The organism is Acidovorax sp., from assembly GCF_046314175.1.
Taxonomy (GTDB): Bacteria; Pseudomonadota; Gammaproteobacteria; order Burkholderiales; family Burkholderiaceae_C; genus Acidovorax.
The window spans coordinates 19,613-38,657 of sequence record NZ_JBKBXG010000029.1 but is presented as its reverse complement, the minus strand read 5'-3'; the positions used below and the strand labels follow the sequence as shown (position 1 = coordinate 38,657).

At 66.9% G+C, this 19,045-nt stretch carries 15 protein-coding genes; 7 read left to right on the top strand and 8 right to left on the bottom strand.

The window, feature by feature from the left end; genetic code table 11:
* The first annotated feature begins 80 nt into the window (after positions 1-80).
* Complete coding sequence (locus tag ACK4OE_RS10445; protein WP_409884748.1) at positions 81-803, top strand: HPP family protein; 723 nt, start codon at positions 81-83, stop codon at positions 801-803.
* Between the two features lie 119 nt (positions 804-922).
* Here the strand turns inward: ACK4OE_RS10445 and ispH are convergent, their stop codons facing one another.
* Together ispH and ACK4OE_RS10435 are read right to left on the bottom strand one after the other, a co-directional pair.
* Positions 923-1,918 (bottom strand): 4-hydroxy-3-methylbut-2-enyl diphosphate reductase, encoded by a 996-nt coding sequence (gene ispH / locus ACK4OE_RS10440; protein WP_409884747.1) that lies wholly within the window; start codon positions 1,916-1,918, stop codon positions 923-925.
* The gene (locus tag ACK4OE_RS10435) at positions 1,918-2,382 is read right to left on the bottom strand and encodes a peptidylprolyl isomerase (RefSeq protein ID WP_409884746.1); all 465 of its coding nucleotides are present in this window, start codon (positions 2,380-2,382) and stop codon (positions 1,918-1,920) included. Before ACK4OE_RS10435 ends, ispH begins: the two co-directional genes overlap by 1 nt.
* Positions 2,383-2,470: 88 nt before the next feature.
* On the opposite strand from ACK4OE_RS10435, the gene radC reads away from it, so the two are divergent.
* The 6 genes from radC to ACK4OE_RS10405 all read left to right on the top strand — a co-directional run bounded on the left by radC (position 2,471) and on the right by ACK4OE_RS10405 (position 11,118).
* Positions 2,471-3,184 carry a RadC family protein gene (radC, locus tag ACK4OE_RS10430; RefSeq protein ID WP_409884745.1) on the top strand — a complete coding sequence of 238 codons (714 nt, stop codon included), beginning with the start codon at positions 2,471-2,473 and terminating at the stop codon, positions 3,182-3,184.
* 48 nt (positions 3,185-3,232) lie between these two features.
* Entirely contained in the window at positions 3,233-4,468 is a 1,236-nt protein-coding gene (locus ACK4OE_RS10425; RefSeq protein WP_409884744.1) for an esterase-like activity of phytase family protein, read from the top strand.
* A gap of 98 nt (positions 4,469-4,566) precedes the next feature.
* Positions 4,567-5,238 carry a Smr/MutS family protein gene (locus tag ACK4OE_RS10420; RefSeq protein ID WP_409884743.1) on the top strand — a complete coding sequence of 224 codons (672 nt, stop codon included), beginning with the start codon at positions 4,567-4,569 and terminating at the stop codon, positions 5,236-5,238.
* Between the two features lie 294 nt (positions 5,239-5,532).
* Entirely contained in the window at positions 5,533-6,174 is a 642-nt protein-coding gene (locus ACK4OE_RS10415; RefSeq protein ID WP_409884742.1) for a DUF2760 domain-containing protein, read from the top strand.
* Between the two features lie 2 nt (positions 6,175-6,176).
* Positions 6,177-8,153: an Hsp70 family protein gene (locus ACK4OE_RS10410; RefSeq protein ID WP_409884741.1), complete on the top strand. Its 1,977-nt coding sequence runs from the start codon at positions 6,177-6,179 to the stop codon at positions 8,151-8,153.
* A 25-nt stretch (positions 8,154-8,178) separates the two neighbouring features.
* Entirely contained in the window at positions 8,179-11,118 is a 2,940-nt protein-coding gene (locus tag ACK4OE_RS10405) for an Hsp70 family protein (RefSeq protein WP_409884740.1), read from the top strand.
* A gap of 242 nt (positions 11,119-11,360) precedes the next feature.
* Here ACK4OE_RS10405 and ACK4OE_RS10400 read toward each other — a convergent pair whose 3' ends face one another.
* The 6 genes from ACK4OE_RS10400 to ACK4OE_RS10375 all read right to left on the bottom strand — a co-directional run bounded on the left by ACK4OE_RS10400 (position 11,361) and on the right by ACK4OE_RS10375 (position 18,843).
* Positions 11,361-13,424 (bottom strand): bifunctional 2',3'-cyclic-nucleotide 2'-phosphodiesterase/3'-nucleotidase, encoded by a 2,064-nt coding sequence (locus ACK4OE_RS10400; protein ID WP_409884739.1) that lies wholly within the window; start codon positions 13,422-13,424, stop codon positions 11,361-11,363.
* A 91-nt stretch (positions 13,425-13,515) separates the two neighbouring features.
* Complete coding sequence (locus tag ACK4OE_RS10395; protein WP_409884738.1) at positions 13,516-13,641, bottom strand: hypothetical protein; 126 nt, start codon at positions 13,639-13,641, stop codon at positions 13,516-13,518.
* Between the two features lie 178 nt (positions 13,642-13,819).
* Positions 13,820-14,914 carry a M48 family metalloprotease gene (locus ACK4OE_RS10390; protein WP_409884737.1) on the bottom strand — a complete coding sequence of 365 codons (1,095 nt, stop codon included), beginning with the start codon at positions 14,912-14,914 and terminating at the stop codon, positions 13,820-13,822.
* Between the two features lie 24 nt (positions 14,915-14,938).
* Positions 14,939-15,532 (bottom strand): LemA family protein, encoded by a 594-nt coding sequence (locus ACK4OE_RS10385; RefSeq protein ID WP_409884736.1) that lies wholly within the window; start codon positions 15,530-15,532, stop codon positions 14,939-14,941.
* Positions 15,533-15,788: 256 nt separating this feature from the next.
* Positions 15,789-16,226, bottom strand: coding sequence for a group II truncated hemoglobin (locus ACK4OE_RS10380; RefSeq protein ID WP_409884735.1), 438 nt, complete (start codon positions 16,224-16,226; stop codon positions 15,789-15,791).
* Positions 16,227-16,323: 97 nt separating this feature from the next.
* Positions 16,324-18,843: an ABC transporter permease gene (locus ACK4OE_RS10375; protein WP_409884734.1), complete on the bottom strand. Its 2,520-nt coding sequence runs from the start codon at positions 18,841-18,843 to the stop codon at positions 16,324-16,326.
* Between the last annotated feature and the right edge of the window lie 202 nt (positions 18,844-19,045).

The following is a 19,045-nucleotide window of genomic DNA, read 5'->3' as shown; positions in this document are numbered from 1 at the left end:
CTGCCGATAACATGGCCAGTGCAGTTCCTTGCCACCGCCTTTGCCACCGTCCTTTGCGGGCCTGCCCCCAGGAGAAAAGCATGTTCTTTGTGTTCGGCCCCTCAGGCCAGATGTACCGGGGCGGGCCCGAAAATCTGACGCGCATTTCTGCGGTGCGCAACGTGCAGCGCCCACAGGCGCTGCGCACACGCGCGATGGATGTGTCCGGCGATCCCGCCCCCACCTTCCGCATGCCGAACAACCCTGCTGCCGCCGACCCCACCAGCGCCGCGCCTGCGGCTGTCGTCAATCTGCGCATGCAGGACGCGGTGAGTGCCTACGCCCAGACCGAACAGGGCCCGCAGACCGCCCGCCAGCCGTTGACCAAGGTGAGCGACGTGATGACCACCGATGCCCTGAGCGTGCCGCCCGATGTGCGGGTGAACGACGCCTGGCAAACCCTGGCTGAACACCAGGTGGCGCAGGCGCCCGTGGTGGATGCGCTGGGCCGCGTGACTGGCCTTCTGCTGCGGGCCGACATGGCGCCGCTGGACCTGCTGCCCGAGCCCGGCGCCGTCAAGCAGGCCATTGACCTCGCGCGCCGCCCGGTGTTTGAAGTGATGGTGAGCCCCGTGCCCACCGTGGCCGCCGACACCGAGCTGCGCCGCGTGGCGGCGGTGCTGCTAGAGACCGGCCTGCCCGGCCTGCCGGTGACGGACGAGGCGGGCGTGTTGTCAGGCTTTATCTCGCGCACCGACATCCTGCGCGCGGTGGCGGCCGACCCGCCGCTGGATTTGTGGAGCGGGCCTGCGATGGCGCTGTAGGCGGCTGACCGGCTTTCCGCCAAAAATATGATTCAAAATGGCCTCTAGCGCTTATCCATCAAGCGCTGGTAGCTATCAAATCAGAAGTATTTCTGCGCCACAGGTTGCGCCCGTGGCCATCAATGCCGGGCAGGCCCTGTCTCTGGCGTGCGCTCGGTGATGGTCAAGCCGGTCGTGGCATCGATCTTGAGCCCCTTGGGCAGCGGGAACTTGATGGTTTCCTCGATGCCCGCCATGGTGCGTACCGACACCGCGCCCAGCGCCTTGATGCGGTCGATGACCTGCTGCACCAGGATTTCTGGCGCTGAGGCACCGGCGGTCAGGCCGACGCGGGCAGTGCCGTCAAACCACTCGCCGCGCAGCTCGTCGGCACTGTCCACCATGTAGGCGGTGGTGCCCAGCTTGGCCGCTAGTTCGCGCAAGCGGTTGCTGTTGGAGCTGGTGGGGCTGCCCACCACAATCACCACGTCCACCTGCGGGCTCAGCACCTTGACGGCGTCCTGCCGGTTTTGGGTGGCATAGCAGATGTCCTGCTGCTTGGGCTCTCGCACGGTGGGAAAGCGCGCGCGCACGGCGGCAGAGATTTCGGCCGCGTCGTCCACGCTCAGCGTGGTTTGCGTAACCACCGCCAGCTTGGCGGTCTGCGCAGGTTGCACGCGGGCCACGTCGGCCACGTCTTCCACCAGGTGGATGCCATGGTCCAGCTGGCCCATGGTGCCTTCCACCTCCGGGTGGCCCTTGTGGCCGATCATGATGAACTCGTAGCCCTCTTTGGCGAGCTTGGCCACTTCGACGTGCACCTTGGTCACCAGCGGGCAGGTGGCATCAAAAATGCTGAAGCCGCGCGCCACGGCCTCCTGCTGCACCGCTTTGCTCACGCCGTGGGCGCTGAAGACCAGCGTGGCGCCGGGGGGCACGTCCGACAGCTCTTCGATAAAGATCGCGCCCTTGGCCTTGAGGTCGTTCACCACGTAGGTGTTGTGCACGATCTCGTGGCGCACGTAGATGGGGGCGCCGAACTTCTGGATGGCGCGTTCGACGATCTCGATGGCGCGGTCCACGCCCGCGCAAAAGCCGCGCGGCTCGGCCAGCAGGATCTCCTGGGGTGCCTGCATCACAGGATTCCGATCAGCTGCACTTCAAACGTCACCGGCTGGCCCGCCAGGGGGTGGTTGAAGTCGAACAACACCGCGCCGTCTTCACGCACCTGCATCACGGCACCTGCGTAGCTGCCCTGCCCGTCAGGCGTGGGGAACTGCACGACGTCGCCCACGTTGTACTTCTCGTCAGGGTCGCCCAGCTCATTCATCAGCTTCTTGGCCACCCACTGCTGCATGTCGGCGTTGCGCTCGCCAAAGGCCTCGCCCGCAGGCAGCTCGAACGTGGTGCGCGTGCCTTCAGTCAGGCCCAGCAGGCGCTGCTCCATGGCGGGCGACAGCTCGCCGGTGCCCAGGGACAAGGTGGCCGGTTTGTCGGTAAACGTGTTGATCACAACCCCCGCTGGACCTGCCAGGCGGTAGTGCAAGGTGAGAAAAGAACCCGGCTGGACGGTAGGAAGGGCGGCGGCGATAGTGGTCATGAGAGTCCCGATAAACTGCCCCGATTGTAGAAAACCGGGCAAAGCCCTACGCTCGTCAGCGCCTGACGGGTGTCAAAGACCCTGCTTCATGCCCCTCAAAGACCTGCCTTCCGACGCCCAGCCCCGCGAAAAACTGCTGGCGCGTGGCCCCGCCGCCCTGGCCGATGCCGAGCTACTGGCCATCTTGCTGCGCACCGGCATTGTGGGCAAAGGCGTGCTGCAGATGGCGCAAGAGCTGCTCGACCCGCCCGGCATCGACCCCACCACAGGCGCCATCACCGGCGGATTTGGCGGCATCGCCGGGTTGCTGCACACCAGCGCAGCCGACCTCACCCGCATCAAGGGCCTGGGCCCCGCCAAACGCGCCGAGCTGGTAGCCGTGCTGGAGCTGGCACGCCGCGCCCTCGCCCAGCAACTGCGCGAGCGCGAGGTGTTCGACTCGGCCGATACGGTCAAGCACTACCTGCAGCTGCACCTGGCGGCCAAAGGCCACGAGGTGTTTGCGGTGCTGTTCCTCGATGCACAAAACCGCCTGCTGGCCATGGAAGAACTGTTTCGCGGCACGCTCACCCAAACCAGCGTGTACCCGCGTGAGGTGGTGCTGCGCGCGCTGCACCACCAAGCCGCCGCCGTGGTGCTGGCCCACAACCACCCCAGCGGCAGCGTGCAGCCCAGCCGCGCCGATGAGGCGCTGACGCAGACCCTCAAGACCACCTTGGCCCTGGTGGACGTGCGCGTGCTGGACCATGTCATCGTGGCGCCAGGACAGGCGCTGTCGATGGCAGAAAAAGGCCTGGTCTGAGACTGAGACTTGGTTTAACCGCCCGCCGATTCCATCCAGATACGTCCCATGCGACCTTTGCCGTCTCTGCCCTTTGCACCATTCCACAAAGCCGTTGCCGCGCTGGGCCTGCTGGTCGCAGCCGCATTGCTGCCTGCCTGCGGCGCCCCGGCCGCGCCACGGTCGCCCGGTGCAGACTCCGCACCAACAGCTCCGTGCCAGGCGCCCTGCCTGCGCCTCATCGGCGACGTGGTGCTGGACCAGCGCCAGGGTTTTGGCGGCACCACCATTGGCGGGCTGTCGGGCATTGACTACGAGGCGGGGCGCGACGAGTACATCCTGATCTCGGACGACCGGTCTGCGGTGGACGACGCGCGTTACTACACCGCGCGCATCCGCTACACCGTCAGCACGCTTGATCGGCCGCAGTTCAACGCCGTCACACCCCTGCGCAACGCTGCGGGCCAGCCTTACGCACCCAGCCGCCGTGCCGTTGCGGGCGTGGCCGTGCCCGACCCAGAGGCCGTGCGCTGGCTGCCAGGCGCTGGCACCTTTCTGTGGACCAGCGAGGGCGACTTTGCGCGCGGCTTTGGGCCCGCGCTGCACACCGCGCGGGCGGCCGACGGCGCACTGCTGCGCGAGCACACGCTGCTTGCGGCCTTTCAACCCGTCAAGGGCGCACGGATAGGCCCGCGCGACAACGCCACGCTGGAGGGCCTGGCCCTGTCGCCCGACGGGCGCACCGCATGGCTGGCCATGGAGGGTCCGTGGCTGCAGGACGGTCCCCGCGCCACGCCCGCCAGTGGCGGTGCCCCCGTGCGTATCACCGCCATCGACGTGCACACGGGCCAGGCACTGCGCCAGGTGGCCTACCAGCCCGACCCCGTGCCCCACAAGAGCCCCATGCCCGGCGGCTACACGACCAACGGCGTGAGCGAGATCCTGGCCGATGGCCCGGACCACCTGCTGGTGCTCGAACGCGCCTACACCCTGGGCGTGGGCAATTCGGTGCGGCTGTACCGCATCAGCGTGCGGCCCAGCGCCGCACCAGGCCACAACACGCTGGATGTGCAGGCGCTGGCGCCAGGCAACCACACGCCCGTGGCCAAAACCCTGGTGGCTGACTTTGCGCAACTGGGCCTCAAGCAGCTGGACAACATCGAAGGCATGACCTGGGGCCCGCACCTGCCCGTCGCAGCAGGCGGTGGGCGGGTGCTGGTATTCGTGAGCGACGACAACTTCAACCCTGCGCAAGCCACCCAGTTCATTGCCGCGGAGTACGTGGAGACGCGGCCCGCGCCATAACGCCGCCCGCCGCCCGCCGTGCGAGCGCCTGCAACCGGGCCGCTGCAATGCCCTGCCTTGGCGGTGCGGCAGCGCACATCGGGTACAACCGGCACGTCATGACACGCCCCATCCGCGCCAAATCATTTGCCGATCTGAAGCCGCTGCGCCAGGCGCTGGCCGACGTCGCCGCGCGCGAGGCACGGCGGGCGCAGGAGCGGCTGGAGGCCGAGCGGCGGGCCCGCGATGAGCAAATGCTGTTTCAGAATTTCGTCGGCCCGGTCAAGGCGCTCAAGGACCGGGGTGACCGGCGCTGGCACACGCCCGCCAAGCCCGAGCCGTTGCCCGTTCAGCACTGGCTGGATGAAGAACGCGTGCTGCTCGAATCCATCAGCGACGACTTTGACGTGAGCACCCTGCTTGACACCGATGACCAGCTGAGCTTTCGGCGCCCCGGCATCGGTGTCGAAGTGACACGCCGCCTGCGCTCGGGCCGCTGGAGCATCCAGCGCCAGCTCGACCTGCACGGCCTGCGCGTTGACGAGGCGCGCGAAGCGCTGGGCGAGTTCATCCGCCACGCCCACAAGGCGGGCATGCGCTGTGTGCGCGTGGTGCACGGCAAGGGGTTGGGATCGCCCGGAAAAAGCCCTGTCCTCAAGGGCCGCGTGCAGCGCTGGCTGGTGCAAAAGAACGAGGTGCTCGCCTTTGTGCAGGCCCGGCCGATGGACGGCGGCGCGGGCGCGCTGGTCGTGCTGCTGCAGCCTGTGTTGCACAGGCAAACCGGCCATTGATGCCGTCCCATGCGGGGTCGACCGTTCGCACTGAGCAGGTCGGAGGGCTTCGACCCACTCCGCCCCGGCGGGATTTGAAAGACCAAAGGCCGAGCATGAATGGCGCCAGGCTGGCGCAGCAAGCACATGTCGCTGCACATGCGGCTTTCCCTTCAAGTAACCGCGTTGTCACAGGTTAAAACCATCTGGGTAACATCACTCCCCTTTTGACCCCCTTCTCACTTGCGCTGCGCGCACCGCTGCCTTCCCGCGTGGCGCTTGCCCGGCGCGGCTTTTTTCTCATCCGAGAACGCCATGAACCCAACACATCCCTCCTTTCTGAGCCGCATCGCCATTGCGATCGGCAGCTTTTTCGCCATCCTGGGCAACGGCCGCCTGGCCTCTGATATCACCCGCCTGCGCGCCGGTGAGGCCCTGGCCGCCGATGTGCCACCCGCCGCCGCCAAAGAAGTGCGCATCGAAGTGCCCGTCGAAAAGATCGTCGAAGTCCGCGTGGAAGTCCCCGTTGAGAAGATCGTAGAGAAGGTCGTCGAAAAAACCGTGACTGTGACCGCGCCCAGCCACACCGCCGCACTGCAGTTGCTGGGCCTGTTGCAGCGCGAAGCCCGCTTTGTGGACTTTGTGCAGGAAGACACCGCCAGCTATACCGACGCCGACATCGGCGCCGCAGCGCGCGTGGTGCACGAAGGCTGCCGCAAAGTGCTGCGCGCGCATTTCACCATTGCCCCCGTGCGCAACGAGGCCGAAGGCAGCCGCGTGACGCTGGCCGCTGGCTTTGACGCGACCGAAGTGCGCCTGACCGGCAACGTGGTCGGCCAGGCCCCGTTCACCGGCACGCTCGGCCACCGTGGCTGGCACGTCACCGACACCCGCCTGCCCCAGCTGACCGACGACAAAGCCGCAGCGGTGCTGGCGCAGGCGGAGGTGGAGCTGTGACCATGGACACCACCAACACTCCGAACACATCCAACACGATAAACACTACAAACTCCATAGCTGCTAGCGCAGGCACAGCAAGCGCTACAGCCCGTTTTAGCTTGGGAATTGACCTGGGCACCACGCACTGCGCGCTGTCGTATGTCGACCGCGCCGCCAGCGACGGCGACAAGGTCGTGCAAGGCGTGCTCGACATTCCCCAGCTCACCGGCCCGGCCAGCATCGAAGCCAAGCCACTGCTGCCCTCGTTTTTGTACCTGCCGCATGAGAGCGAGCTGGCCCCGGGCGACCTGGCCCTGCCCTGGAGCGCAGCGCAAGACTTTGCCGTGGGCGAATTCGCCCGCAGCCGGGGTGCGGCCACGCCCATCCGCCTGGTCAGCAGCGCCAAAAGCTGGCTGTGCCACCCCGGTGTAGACCGCCGCAGCCCGCTGCTGCCCGCCGACGCACCCGCCGAAGTGCAGCGCGTGTCGCCCCTGACCGCGTCGATCCGCTACCTGTCGCACCTGCGCTATGCCTGGGACCAGGCCCACCCCGAGGCGCCGTTTGACGCGCAAGACATCACCGTCACCATCCCCGCATCCTTCGACCCCGCCGCACGCGAGCTGACGGCCGAGGCCTGCCAAGCCGCTGGTTACCAGCGCCTCACCTTGCTCGAAGAACCGCAGGCCGCGCTGTACAGCTGGATCCAGGCCAGCGGCGGCGACTGGCGCAAGCAGGTAAAACATGGCGACGTGCTGCTGGTGGTGGACGTGGGCGGCGGCACCACCGATCTGTCGCTGATCGCCGTGCAGGAGCGTGACGGCCAACTGGAGCTGCAGCGCGTGGCCGTGGGCGAGCACATCCTGCTCGGCGGCGACAACATGGACCTGGCCCTGGCCTACGGCGTGGCACGCAAGCTGGCGGCCGAAGGCAAACAGCTCGACGCCTGGCAGACCCGGGCCCTGGCCCACGGTTGCCGCGCCGCCAAAGAGCAATTGCTGGCCGACGAAACGCGGCAGTCCGTGCCCGACAGCGTTCCGGTGGTCGTGCCCAGCCGGGGCAGCAAGCTCATCGGCGGCAGCATTCGCACCGAAGTCACGCGCGCCGAAGTGCTGGCCTTGCTGGTTGACGGCTTCTTCCCCCCGGTGGCGGTCAGCGACAAACCCGTCACCCGTGCGCGCGGCGCGCTCACGCAACTGGGCCTGCCCTACGCGCAAGACGCAGCCGTCACACGGCACCTGGCCGCTTTCCTGAGCCGCCAGGCCGGTGCCACAGCGCCCATCGACGGCTTGCAAGGCACGCAGCCAACCCCGTCCGGTTCTGGCGCCTCGTTCCTGCACCCCACGGCAATTTTGTTCAACGGCGGCGTGCTCAAGGCACCGCAGATTGAGCAGCGCCTTGTGCAGGTCATCAACGGCTGGCTGGCTGCTGAAGGCGCCGAGCCCGCCCGCCTGCTGGAGGGCGCCAACCTCGATCTGGCCGTGGCCCGCGGCGCCGCCTACTACGGCCACGTGGCGGCCTCAGGCCGTGGCGTGCGCATTCGCGGCGGCACGGCGCAAAGCTACTACGTGGGCGTCGAATCCAACATGCCCGCCATCCCCGGCATGGAGCCACCGCTGTCCGCGCTGTGCCTGGCACCGTTTGGCATGGAAGAAGGCACGGAAGTGGCCCTCGACGCACAAGCCTTTGGCCTGGTCGTGGGCGAACCCGTGCGCCTGCGCTTCTTCGGCTCCAGCGTGCGCCGCACGGACCAGGTCGGCACCCTGCTCGACTTCTGGGGGCCGGAAGAGCTGGTGGAGCTGCAAGAGATTGAAGCCAATTTGCCAGCACAAGCCCGCACTCCCGGCGAGGTCGTGGCCGTCCACCTGCACGCCCGCGTCACCGACATCGGCACGCTGGAACTCAATGCCGTGCCCGTGGGGGGCAGTGAGCGGTGGAAGGTGGAGTTGGATGTGCGGGCCGACGCCTCGGCCACGGATGCAGAACACCCCGCAGAGTGAACCGTTTGCCTGAACCGGCTGCTGCATGACTGCCACGACTCAGACCTCCGACTCCGGCGATGCACGCCATGTCGTCGGCATCGACCTCGGCACCAGCCACACCGTGGTCGCCCATGCGCCGCTGGATGGCAGCGCGGCCATTGCATTGCTGGCCATCCCCCAGCGCACGGCGGCGGGCGAGGTTCAGGCCCAGCCGCTGTTGCCGTCGGTGCGTTACCAGGCGGCGGTCGGCGAGCTGTCGGCCGATGCGCTGGCGCAGCCCTGGCCTGCGCTCGGGGCCACCGACGACGCGCCCGCGCTGGTGGGGTGCTATGCGCGCGACCTGGGTGCCTTGGTGCCGGGCCGCAGCGTGACCAGCGCCAAAAGCTGGTTGTCGCACCCTGGCGTGGACCGCAGCGCGCCCATCCTGCCCTGGGGCGCGCCCGAAGGTGAAGGGGGTGTGGCCAAAATTTCGCCGCTGCTGGTCTCGGCCAGTTACCTTGCCCATGTGCGGGCAGCGTGGGACGCGCAGCACCCTGCGGCGCCATTGGCGCAGCAGCGTGTGGTGCTCACGGTGCCAGCATCTTTCGACGAAGGCGCGCGGGCACTGACGCTCGAAGCCGCGCAGCTGGCCGGTCTGCCCGAGGTGCATTTGCTTGAAGAGCCCAAGGCCGCCTTCCACGACTGGCTGGTGCTGCAGGGCGACCAGGTCAGCGCCGCGCTGCAGGGCTGCGCACAGGTGCTGGTGGTGGACGTGGGCGGCGGCACCACCGACCTGACACTGATCCGCGTTGACCAGATGAGTGCGCCCGATGCCCATAACACCGATGGCGCTCCGGGCGGCCTGCCGACACTGACCCGCACCGGCGTGGGCGAGCATTTGATGCTGGGCGGCGACAACATGGACCTGGCGCTGGCGCATTGGCTGGAGCCACAGTTGGCGGGCGCAGGCCAGCGCCTGCCCGCCGCCCGGTTTGCGCAGCTGGTGCAGCGCTGCCGCGTGGCCAAAGAGCAGTTGCTGACGGCAGATGCGCCCGAGTCCGCCACAGTAACGCTGCTGGGCGCGGGCTCGCAGCTGTTGGCGCAGACGAAATCGGCCACGCTGACGCGCGCGCAGGTGGCGCAGTGCATCGTCGAAGGGTTTTTGCCGCACACGGCCATCACCGACCTGCCCCGGCGGCGGCAAAACGCACTGACCGCTTTTGGCCTGCCCTACCCGGCCGAGGCGGCCATCACGCGGCACCTGGCCGCGTTTCTGGCGCAGCAGCGCGAGGGCGACGATGCCCTGCCCGACACCGTGCTGCTCAACGGCGGCGTCTTCCACGCCCATGCGCTGGCCGAGCGTCTGACGCAGATCTTGTCGGACTGGCGCGGCGCGCCGGTGCGGGTGCTGCACAACCCGCATCCTGACTACGCCGTGGCGCGCGGCGCCGCCGCCCACGGGCTGGCGCGCTGGCAGCAGGAATATGAGCAAAAAATGGCTCTAGCGCTTGGTAAGCAAGCGCTAACAGCTACAAAAAAAGGAGTAACACCGCCGCCCATGCCCACCATTGGCGGCGGCGCCCCGCGCAGCTATCTGCTGGTGCTGCCTTCCGCGCCGAGTGCAGCGGCCGGTACAGCGCCCCAGGGCATCTGCCTGCTGGCGCGCGGCACGCAGGAGGGCGCGCGCGTGGTGCTGTCGGGCCGGCGCTTTGCGCTGCGACTGGGCCAGGCCGTGCGCTTTGCGCTGGTCGCGACCAGCCAGCACCGGGGCCTGTTGCCCGGCCAGATCGTGCCGCTGACGGGCGATGGTTTTGTGGCCCTGCCGCCCCTGGCCGCCGTGCTGCCCCGCCCCGAGGGCAGCCGCCAGTCGCAAGTGGACGTGCTGCTGCACACCACCATGACCGAGGTGGGCACGCTGCAGGTGCGCTGCGTGGCGGTGGATGACGCGGACCAGCAATGGGCGCTGGCCTTTGCGGTGCGCGGCACTTCAAAAAACATAGCTGCCAGCGCATACACAGCAAGCGCTACAGGCCAAAAAGAATTAAAAGACGCTCACTCGCAAACCACGCGCCTGCCCGAGGCCGTGGCCCTGATCGACCGCCTCTTTGGCACGCAGTCGCAGGACGTGACCGCCAAAGAGGTGCGCCAGCTGCGCCCCACGCTGGAGCGCTGGCTGGGCCCGCGCGAGGCCTGGGAGCTGCCGCTGTTGCGCGCTTTGTTCGATGCCCTGCTGGCCCGCGCCAAGCGCCGCCGCCGCAGCGCCGAGCATGAGCGCGTGTGGTTCAACCTGGCCGGCTGGTGCCTGCGCCCCGGCGTGGGCGCCGAGCTGGACGGATGGCGCATGGAGCAGGTCTGGGCGCTGTACGCGCAAGACCTGGCCCACGCCGCCGAGGCCGCCAACCGCACCGAATGGTGGGTTTTCTGGCGCCGCGTGGCGGCGGGCCTGGGCGAAGCGCAACAAATGCTCTTGCTCGAAAACGTGGCGGGCCATATGCAGCGGGCCGTGCAGCGCCACCAGTCCAAAGCCAACCCGCACGGCAGCTACGACGACATGCTGCGCCTGTTTGCCGCTGTCGAGGCCGTGCCCTGGCCATACCGCCAAGAGATGGGCCAGTGGATGCTGCAGCGCCTGCAGCAACCCGGCGAGAGCGTGCAGACCTGGTGGGCCATCGGCCGCCTGTGTGCCCGCATCCCGCTGGCCGCCAATGCCCACCAGACCCTGCCGCCCGAGGCCGTCACCGAGTTTTTGAACGCCACGCTGGCGCAGGACTGGCGCAAGAACGACACAGCCCTGTTCGCCGCCGTGCAAATGGCCCGCATGACCGGCGACCGCGCGCGCGACCTGCCCGATGCACAGCGCGCGCAGGTGCTGGACAAGCTGCGCGCCGCCCACGCGCCCGCGCGCTGGATCGCCCTGGTGGAGCAGGTGCAAGCCATGGATGCGGAGGACGCGAAACGCAGCCTGGGCGACAGCCTGCCGCCGGGGCTGGTACTGGTGGGCTGAGTGCTGCGTGCATTGGCTGAGGCCAAAGACCGAGGCCGACGTCGAGCAAGGCAAGGCGTTGTATGCAGGGCCGTGGCCCCACCCAGTGATCAAAGAAAAAAAGCCTCCAGCGCTTGTCAATCAAGCCCTGGAAGCTCCCTTTTCAGTAGCAGATACGGCCGCTCTTTCCGGCTGTCTGCATGCGTGTCCGTCTGCCCGCTCGCCAGCCCCGTGTCTGCACAAAGCAGGGCCAGTCGACGCACTTACTTGGACAGGTCCACGCCGTATTTCGACGTGCCCTTGCCCGACCCATCATCGGCCGCCAGCAGCGACACATTGGTCAGCTTGGCCGCCTGCGCCGCGCTGAGCGCATTGGCGCCCGAGCTGAATACCACCGGCCCCGCCACCGTGGCCTTGGCAAAGCGCCAACTCTTGGCCGCGCCGTTGGCGGTGCGGGTCACGGCGGGGTTCTTGCGGATGTACTCGATCACCACGTCGCGGTTGGCATCGGGCGAGGCCCAGATGGTGCCGGAGCCGTCGAGCTTGTCGATGAAGCTCTTGCCGCTGGTGGCGCGGTAGTTGTTGGTGGCAATCACAAACTCCTGCGCCACATCGATGGGCTTGCCCAGGTAGGTCAGGTTCTTGATGCGGCTGCCCACGGGCTGGGTCACGTCGATCTCGTACTGCACATCGGCCGTCGTGAACATGTCGAAGTTGTAGCCCGGGAAGGTGCTGATGAGCTGCTGTTCGGTGGTCTTGGCCGGGTCGATCTGGTTGAAGCGCTTGGCAGCAGCCTCCAGCCAGTTCTTGATGTCGCCACCATTCACCTTCACCGCGTACACGGTGTTGGGGTACAGGTACAGATCGGCCGCGTTGTTGATGGCCAGCGGGCCCACGGCCACGTCGGTGTAGTCGGCGCCGCCCTGAAAACCGCTCTTGAACGGAGCACTGACCGACAGCACGGGCAGCTGCGCATACTGCGGCAGGCTGGCCTTGAGGTAGGCGGCCACGTACGCCTGCTGCGCCTGGTTGACGATCTGGATCGCACCCGGGTCGCCCACGTCCGCAAACAACGTGCTCATGCGGAAGTCGGTCTGGCCGATGGGCGTCTTCACGTACTGGATGGCCGCTTGGTGCTGTGTCTCGATCAGCGGGGCAATGGCGGGGTCTGCGTCCACCGTCACCGTGGCGCCTGCGGCGTTCTTGCTCTGGGTGTTGCGCAGCTCGCTCTTGCTGGCGGTCTTGTTGACCACCCACTTGGCACCATCCCACTGCAACGCCAGTTGCACCACGCCCAGGGCCTTGCCCCACGAGCTGGCCATCACAGCAGGCACGCCGTTGATGGTGCCTGCCTTGTGGTCCACGCCAGGCATATTGAAGCTGGGGGTAGCCGCCGTGTCAGGGAACACGCCATGCTGGTGGCCCATCACCATCGCATCGATGCCTGCGACCTTGGACAGGTAAAGGCCGGGGTTCTCCATGGTGGGCGAGTAGGCCGCGCTGTCCATGCCGCCGTGCAGCAGCGCGATCACGATGTCGGCGCCCTTGGCGCGCAGCTCGGGCACATATTTGTTGGCGGCCTCTACCGCGCCTTGGGTGGTCACCTTGCCTTCGAGGTAGCGCTTGTCCCAGTTCATGATGCCCGGCGTGGTGAAGCCGATCACGCCGATCTTGATGGGCAGCTTCACCTCTTTACCGTCCGCGCCCTTGGCGGTCAGCGTGCGCTCCAGTACGGTGTAGGGCTGCACAAGCGGCTTGTTCGTCTTGTTGCTGGTCACATTGGCCAGCACCATCGGAAAGCCCGCACCCGCGCACTTCTTGCCAGCATCCACGCCGTCCACCTCCAAGCCGCCGCCCAGCACCTGGTTCAAGAACGGCAGGCCGTAGTTGAATTCGTGGTTGCCCAAGGTGCCAGCGTCAAAACCCAGCGCGCCCATGGCCTTGTACATCGACAGCTGCTGCGTGCAGCCGATGGGGTTGATGGTGGCCTCGTAGTCGGCCAGCGCGGTGCCCTGGATGGTGTCGCCGTTGTCCACCAGCAGCGTGTTGGCAAACTCTTTGCGGGCAGCGCGCACCAGCGTGGCGGTGCGCTCAAAGCCGTAGCTCTTGTCCTCGGCAAGCTTGAAGTAGTCGTAGCTGCGCACGTTGAAGTGCAGGTCGGTGGTCTCCAGCACGGCCAGCGTGGCCGTGGCGCCCGCGTTGTTGTTGCCGTCGTTGCCACCACCGCAGGCCGCCAGCGAAGCGGCCAGTGCCACCATGCCCAATGCGGCAACGCGGCGCGACAGGTGCGGAGAAAAAACCGAGTGAGTTGGAGTGCGCTCAGACATGGACAGTCCCTGGATGAAACAAGGGATCGAGTGTCTGGCGGGGGTTTGACAGGGGTGTGACGTGGCGCTGGGACGTCAGGGAGTCACAGAGTCACGGAATCAGGCGATGCGACGCACTCTCATGCAACAGGTCTCCCAGAAACTGCGCCTGTTCCTCTTCTTCCACAAAGTCGGGCACCACAAAGCCTGCTGGCGTGCGTTTGCCATCGACACCCACGCGGTAGACCTGCCACTGTGCGCCCTCGCGCCGTGCGTGTGGGCTGGGCGAATGACTGGGGGGAACTCACGCGGTCTTGCCCCTGAACGAAACGGTGGGGCTCGCCGCGAACGCTGCCGCAGTTGCCGCAGTTGCCGCGGTGATGAACAGGGCCTGACATGGGCACGTTGACCCTCCCTCAGGTGAATCGCGCAAACGGGTCCACCAGTGACGCGATGGTGGTGGCACCTGGCGCTGCAGCGCCGCCTTCGCGCCGCAGGGGTTCGGGCCCGGCAGCCACGGGAACCGCAGGCAGGGGTTGCATGCGGCGGCCATAAACGCGCTGCACCCTGTCTTCAAGCGTGGGGTGGGTGTCCAGCCAGCGCTCCATGCGACTGCCACCGTCCACATCCACCAGCAGCATGTGCTGCACGGCCGGATGGGCGAGGCCCGTGTGGACGGGGTTCTCGGCATACCCGGCCGGGGTGTCGCGGCGCTGGGCCATGACCTTGCGCAGCACACCGCCCAGGCCGTCCTTGCTGCGTGTCCATTGCACGGCGCGCGCATCGGCCAGGTATTCACGCTGGCGCGACACGGCGGCCTTGAGCATGCGGCCCGTGAGCCAGCCCGCAAACCCCGCCACCATGATGGCCGAGCCAAACCACCAGGCCAGACCGCGCCGCTCGCGCATCGAGTCGCCAAAGTTGTAGACCAGCTCCAACCCGAACACCATGCCCGCCAGCCGCATCTTCAGGCGCGTGTCGCCCTCGTGCAGATGGCTCAGCTCGTGCGCCACCATGCCCTGCATTTCTTCGCGGTTGAGGTAATCCAGCGCGCCCTGCGTGACAGCGACCACGGCGTCGCTCTCGTCCCAACCTGCGGCAAACGCGTTGATGGCGTCGGTGCGCGGCATGACCATGACCTGGGGGCGCGGCATGTGCGCGGCAATGCACAGCTCATCGACGATGTTGGACAGCCGCTGCTCGGCGTGCGACAGCGATGGCCGCAGCTCGCGCGCACCCACGCGGCGCGCCAGCTTGACGCCGCCCGCGCGCAGGTTGGACGTCTCCACCCACCAGCCACCCAGCACCAGCAGCAGCGACACGCCTACATTGGCCGCCAAAAAACCTTGGGGGAAGTCCAGATGCACCGGCAACACCGCCGCCATCAGCAGCCAGGCCAGCGCCAGCGCTGCATGCACGGCCACCACCAGCACGACAACCGCCATGGCAAAACCCAGCAGCAAGCGGCGTGTCTCGCTGCGCGCGTTGGTCTGGTGGTCCCAAAATTTCATGGTGTTGGCGCCCTTTCAGGCCGCTCAGAACTTCACCTGGGGCGCTGCCCGCTCTTCCTCGTTGCGTGTGGATTCGAGCATGGGCACGATGGGAAAACCCATCAGGCGCGCCACGATCAGGTCCGGGAACTGCGCGGCCTTGTCGTTGAACTCCAGCGCCTGATCGTTGTAGGCCTGGCGTGCAAAGCCCAGGCGGTTTTCGGTGCTGGTGAGTTCTTCGGACAGTGACTGCATGGTGGCGTCGGCCTTGAGGTCGGGATACGCCTCGGCCACCACCATCAAGCGGCCCAAGCTGCCACCCAGCACGCCCTCAGCCGCAGCCAGCGCGCCCATGGCGCTGGCGCTTTCGGGGCTGGCGCGCACGGCGGCGGCAGCGCCCTGGGCCTGGCCCCGGGCCTTGATGACGGCTTCGAGCGTGGCAGCTTCGTGCGCCAGATAGCCGCGCGCCACCTCCACCAGGTTAGGGATCAGGTCATACCGGCGCTTGAGCTGCACGTCGATCTGGCCAAACGCGTTGGCGATGCGGTTGCGCAGTTGCACCAGCCGGTTGTACACGGTGACGGCCCAGACCAACGCGACCACCACCACACCCAGAACGATCCAAGCGGTTGTTGACATACCCTCACCTCCCTTGTTGTGAATTGATTGGATGAATGGGCGCATCTTAGTGGCAGTTGTGCCGCGCATTCATACATTTCAACGGGTGGTTTTTTCAGGAAAAAATGCTTCTAGCGCTTATTGAATATGGGCAATCAGCTATCAATAAAGTAGCAACTCGCTTCTACTGGCGCAGACCGAGCGAGTGCGCCCGTGGATCTGGCTTTGCCAGTCCACCGGGTGCGTCCCCCTTCAGGGGGAAGGCGCCGGAGGCGACTCAGGGGGTATTTCTATTCCTCATCCAGTCGGCCGTGCCCATGAAGCTGTCCTTCAGCCGTGCGCGCAGGTCCGGCGGTACTCCGGTTTCGCCCATGGCCTGGTCCATGCAGGCCACCCACTGGTCGCGCTCCTTGATGCCGATGGCAAAGGGCATGTGCCGCGCGCGCAGGCGCGGGTGGCCGAACTGGTCGGTGTAGTACGAGGGGCCACCGAGCCAGCCGCACAAAAACATAAAGAGCTTTTGCCGCGCCTGGGCCAGTTCGCTGCCGTGGGCGGCGCGCAGTTCGGCGTAGCCGGGTTCCAGGTCCATCAGGTCATAAAAGCGCTCGACCAGCGCGCGCACGCGGCTTTCGCCGCCGATCCATTCGAAGGGGATGACGGCGGCGGCGGGTTCGTCGCCACTACCACCAGGTTGAGAAGAAACGTCAGAATTCATATAAAAATAGGCTCTAGCGCTTATCCATCAAGCGCTAGCAGCTATCAAAAACATATCAGTAGGGCAACTTTGTAATAGCAACGGCTCCAGGCACCGATTACTCAGCCGAGCGCCGCAGCGTGTCGACCACCGGGCGCAGCAGCACCTCGCGCAGCCCCCACCATCCGGCCGCCAGCGCGAGCACCGCGCCTGCCACGGCACCGCCCAGCGGCACCCAGGGCGACGCCGTCCAGGTGAAGTCAAACACAAAGCGTGCCAAGGCCCAGCCCACACCCACCGCCACCGCGCTGGCCAGAAAGCCTGCCAGCAGGCCCACACCCACCAGCTCGGCGCGCTGCACCTGGCGCAGCAGGCTGGCCCGGGCACCAACGGCGCGCATGATGGCGTATTCGCGGGCGCGCTCCTCGCGCGTGGCGGTGACGGCGGCAAACAGCACCACCAGGCCTGCGGCCAGCGTAAAAGCGAACAGGAATTCGACCGCGCGGATCACCTGCTCCAGCACGCGCTGCACTTGGGCAATGGTGGCGCCCATGTCCACGTTGGTGATGTTGGGGAATTGGCGCACCAGTGCGTTGTCAAACCCATTGGTTTCGGGCGCGCGGTAGGCGGCAAGGTAAGTGACGGGCACGTCCTTGACGGTAGCCACCGGGTACATCACGAAGAAGTTGGCGCGCATCGAACCCCAGTCCACCTTGCGCAGGCTGGTGATACGGGCTTCGTTCTGCACACCGCCCATATCGAACTGCAGGCGGTCACCCAACTTCAGGCCCAGGGTCTCGGCAATGCCGTCTTCAACGCTGATGGCGCCCTCTTCGCCTGGCGTCCAGGCACCGGCCACCACCTGGTTGTGCGGCGGCGCCTCCACCGCGTTGGAGAGGTTAAATTCGCGGTCTACTAGGCGCTTGGCACGGTCTTCGGTGTAGTCGTCAGGGCCCACCGTCTTGCCGTTCACAGCAATCAACCGGCCGCGGATCATGGGGTACCAGTCGTAGTTGGCCACGCCGCCATCTTTGAGCTGTTGCTGAAAGGCGTCTGCCTGGTCGGGCATCACGTTGATCACAAAGCGGTTGGGCGCATCGGGCGGTGTGGCGTTGCGCCAGCTGCTGATCAGGTCGGTGCGCAGCAGCACCAGCAGCACCAGCGCCAGCAAGCCCACGGCCAGGCTGCTGACCTGCACCACGGCGTAGGCCGGGCGCGCAGAGATCTGCCGTGTGGCGAGCACCAGCCAGCGCGGTGCGGTGGCCTCGTTCACGCTTTTGCGCAGCAGCTTCACAGCCACCCACGACAGCCCTGCAAACAGCGCCACGGCGCCTGCAAAGCCGCCCACGGCGATCAGGCCCAGCAGCACGTCGCTGCTGACGGCCAGCAGCAGGGCCGCAAACCCGGCAATGCCCACGCCCAGCACCGCCAGCGACGCCGGCTTGAGCCCGCCCACGTCACGCCTAATGACTCGCAGTGGCGGCACCTGGGCCAGTTGCAGCACCGGCGGCAAACCGAACGCGAACAGCAGCGTCAGCCCCATGCCCAGGCCAAACGCCACCGGCCACAGGCTGGCCGCAGGCAGGGCCGATTCGACCAGCCCCGCCAGCAGCAACACAAACACGTAGTGCACCAGATAACCCACCAGCACCCCCAGCGCGCTGGCAAACAGGCCAATCAGCGCGAACTCGGTGGTGTAGGCGCCCGCAATGGTGCGCTGGCTCTGGCCCAGTACGCGCAGCATGGCCGAGGCATCGAGGTGATCTGCTGCGAAACCGCGCGCCGCCAGGGCCACGGCGACAGCAGAAAGCAGCGCGGCCAGCAGTGCCACCAGGCTCAAGAACTTCTGGGCGCGGTCCAGCGTCTGGCGCATCTCGGGGCGGCCGCTTTCCAGTGACTCCAGACGTACGCCGTGCACCTCGGGCTTTTTCAGCTCCGCCACGGCCCAGTCGTTAAAGGCCTTGACGGCGGGAGGCGTGCCGATCACCGCAAACCGGTACGTGAGGCGGCTGGCGGGCTGCACGAGGCCGGTGGCGGGCAGGTCGGCCTCGTTGACCATGACGCGCGGCGCAAAGCTCATGAAGCCTGCACCACGGTCAGGCTCGATGACGATGATGCGTGCGATGCGCAGTTGCGCGTCGCCCAGCAGCAGCATGTCGCCCATGGCGAGGTTCAGCGATTCGAGCAGAGGCGCATCCACCCACACCTCGCCACGCGCCGGGATGTCGCGCGTGGGCTGGTCCAGCGCCCCGGGCGCATCGGCCACTTTAAGACTGCCGCGTAGCGGGTAACCAGGCTGCACGCTTTTGAGCGCCACCAGCTTGCTGGCGCCGCCTTGCGCGTCGCTGGCCCGGCCCATGGTGGGAAAGCCCAGCGTGGTCACCGTCTGCAGACCCAAGGCCTGGGCACGTTCCACAAAAGTAGCGGGCGTGGGGTTGTCGCTGGCCACCACGGCGTCGCCGCCCAGCAGTTGCAGGGCGTCGCGCTGCAGGCCACCCTGCAGGCGGTCGGCAAAAAACCCGACCGAAGTGAGCGCGGCCACCGCAAGGGTGACCGCAACAATGAGCAAGCGCAGCTCGCCCGCGCGCAGGTCACGCGCCAGGGTGCGCCAGCCAAGGCGTAGAAAAGACAGATTCATGGCTTGGACCTTAGCGCAAACCGAACGGGCTGACAGGCCGTGGGGAGTTTCCAGGGGCCTGTCGGACTTAAAACCTGTTCAAGATCTTTTGGGGGTTGCACAAGGACCTTGCCCGAGGGGTTGGAGTGAAATCGGACGGCTGGACTCCATTGCGACCCCCGAAAAGATATTGAACGGGTTCTCGGAGCGTCGATGCAAAAAT

Excerpts from the sequence above, each read along its gene's own strand:
- ACK4OE_RS10435 (WP_409884746.1), bottom strand. The coding sequence starts at position 2,382 with ATGACCACTATCGCCGCCGCCCTTCCTACCGTCCAGCCGGGTTCTTTT.
- ispH (WP_409884747.1), bottom strand. The coding sequence starts at position 1,918 with ATGCAGGCACCCCAGGAGATCCTGCTGGCCGAGCCGCGCGGCTTTTGC.
- ACK4OE_RS10400 (WP_409884739.1), bottom strand. The coding sequence starts at position 13,424 with ATGTCTGAGCGCACTCCAACTCACTCGGTTTTTTCTCCGCACCTGTCG.
- ACK4OE_RS10385 (WP_409884736.1), bottom strand. The coding sequence starts at position 15,532 with ATGTCAACAACCGCTTGGATCGTTCTGGGTGTGGTGGTGGTCGCGTTG.
- ACK4OE_RS10375 (WP_409884734.1), bottom strand. The coding sequence starts at position 18,843 with ATGAATCTGTCTTTTCTACGCCTTGGCTGGCGCACCCTGGCGCGTGAC.
- ACK4OE_RS10405 (WP_409884740.1), top strand. The coding sequence starts at position 8,179 with ATGACTGCCACGACTCAGACCTCCGACTCCGGCGATGCACGCCATGTC.
- ACK4OE_RS10415 (WP_409884742.1), top strand. The coding sequence starts at position 5,533 with ATGAACCCAACACATCCCTCCTTTCTGAGCCGCATCGCCATTGCGATC.
- ACK4OE_RS10380 (WP_409884735.1), bottom strand. The coding sequence starts at position 16,226 with ATGAATTCTGACGTTTCTTCTCAACCTGGTGGTAGTGGCGACGAACCC.
- ACK4OE_RS10390 (WP_409884737.1), bottom strand. The coding sequence starts at position 14,914 with ATGAAATTTTGGGACCACCAGACCAACGCGCGCAGCGAGACACGCCGC.
- ACK4OE_RS10410 (WP_409884741.1), top strand. The coding sequence starts at position 6,177 with ATGGACACCACCAACACTCCGAACACATCCAACACGATAAACACTACA.
- ACK4OE_RS10420 (WP_409884743.1), top strand. The coding sequence starts at position 4,567 with ATGACACGCCCCATCCGCGCCAAATCATTTGCCGATCTGAAGCCGCTG.
- radC (WP_409884745.1), top strand. The coding sequence starts at position 2,471 with ATGCCCCTCAAAGACCTGCCTTCCGACGCCCAGCCCCGCGAAAAACTG.
- ACK4OE_RS10425 (WP_409884744.1), top strand. The coding sequence starts at position 3,233 with ATGCGACCTTTGCCGTCTCTGCCCTTTGCACCATTCCACAAAGCCGTT.
- ACK4OE_RS10445 (WP_409884748.1), top strand. The coding sequence starts at position 81 with ATGTTCTTTGTGTTCGGCCCCTCAGGCCAGATGTACCGGGGCGGGCCC.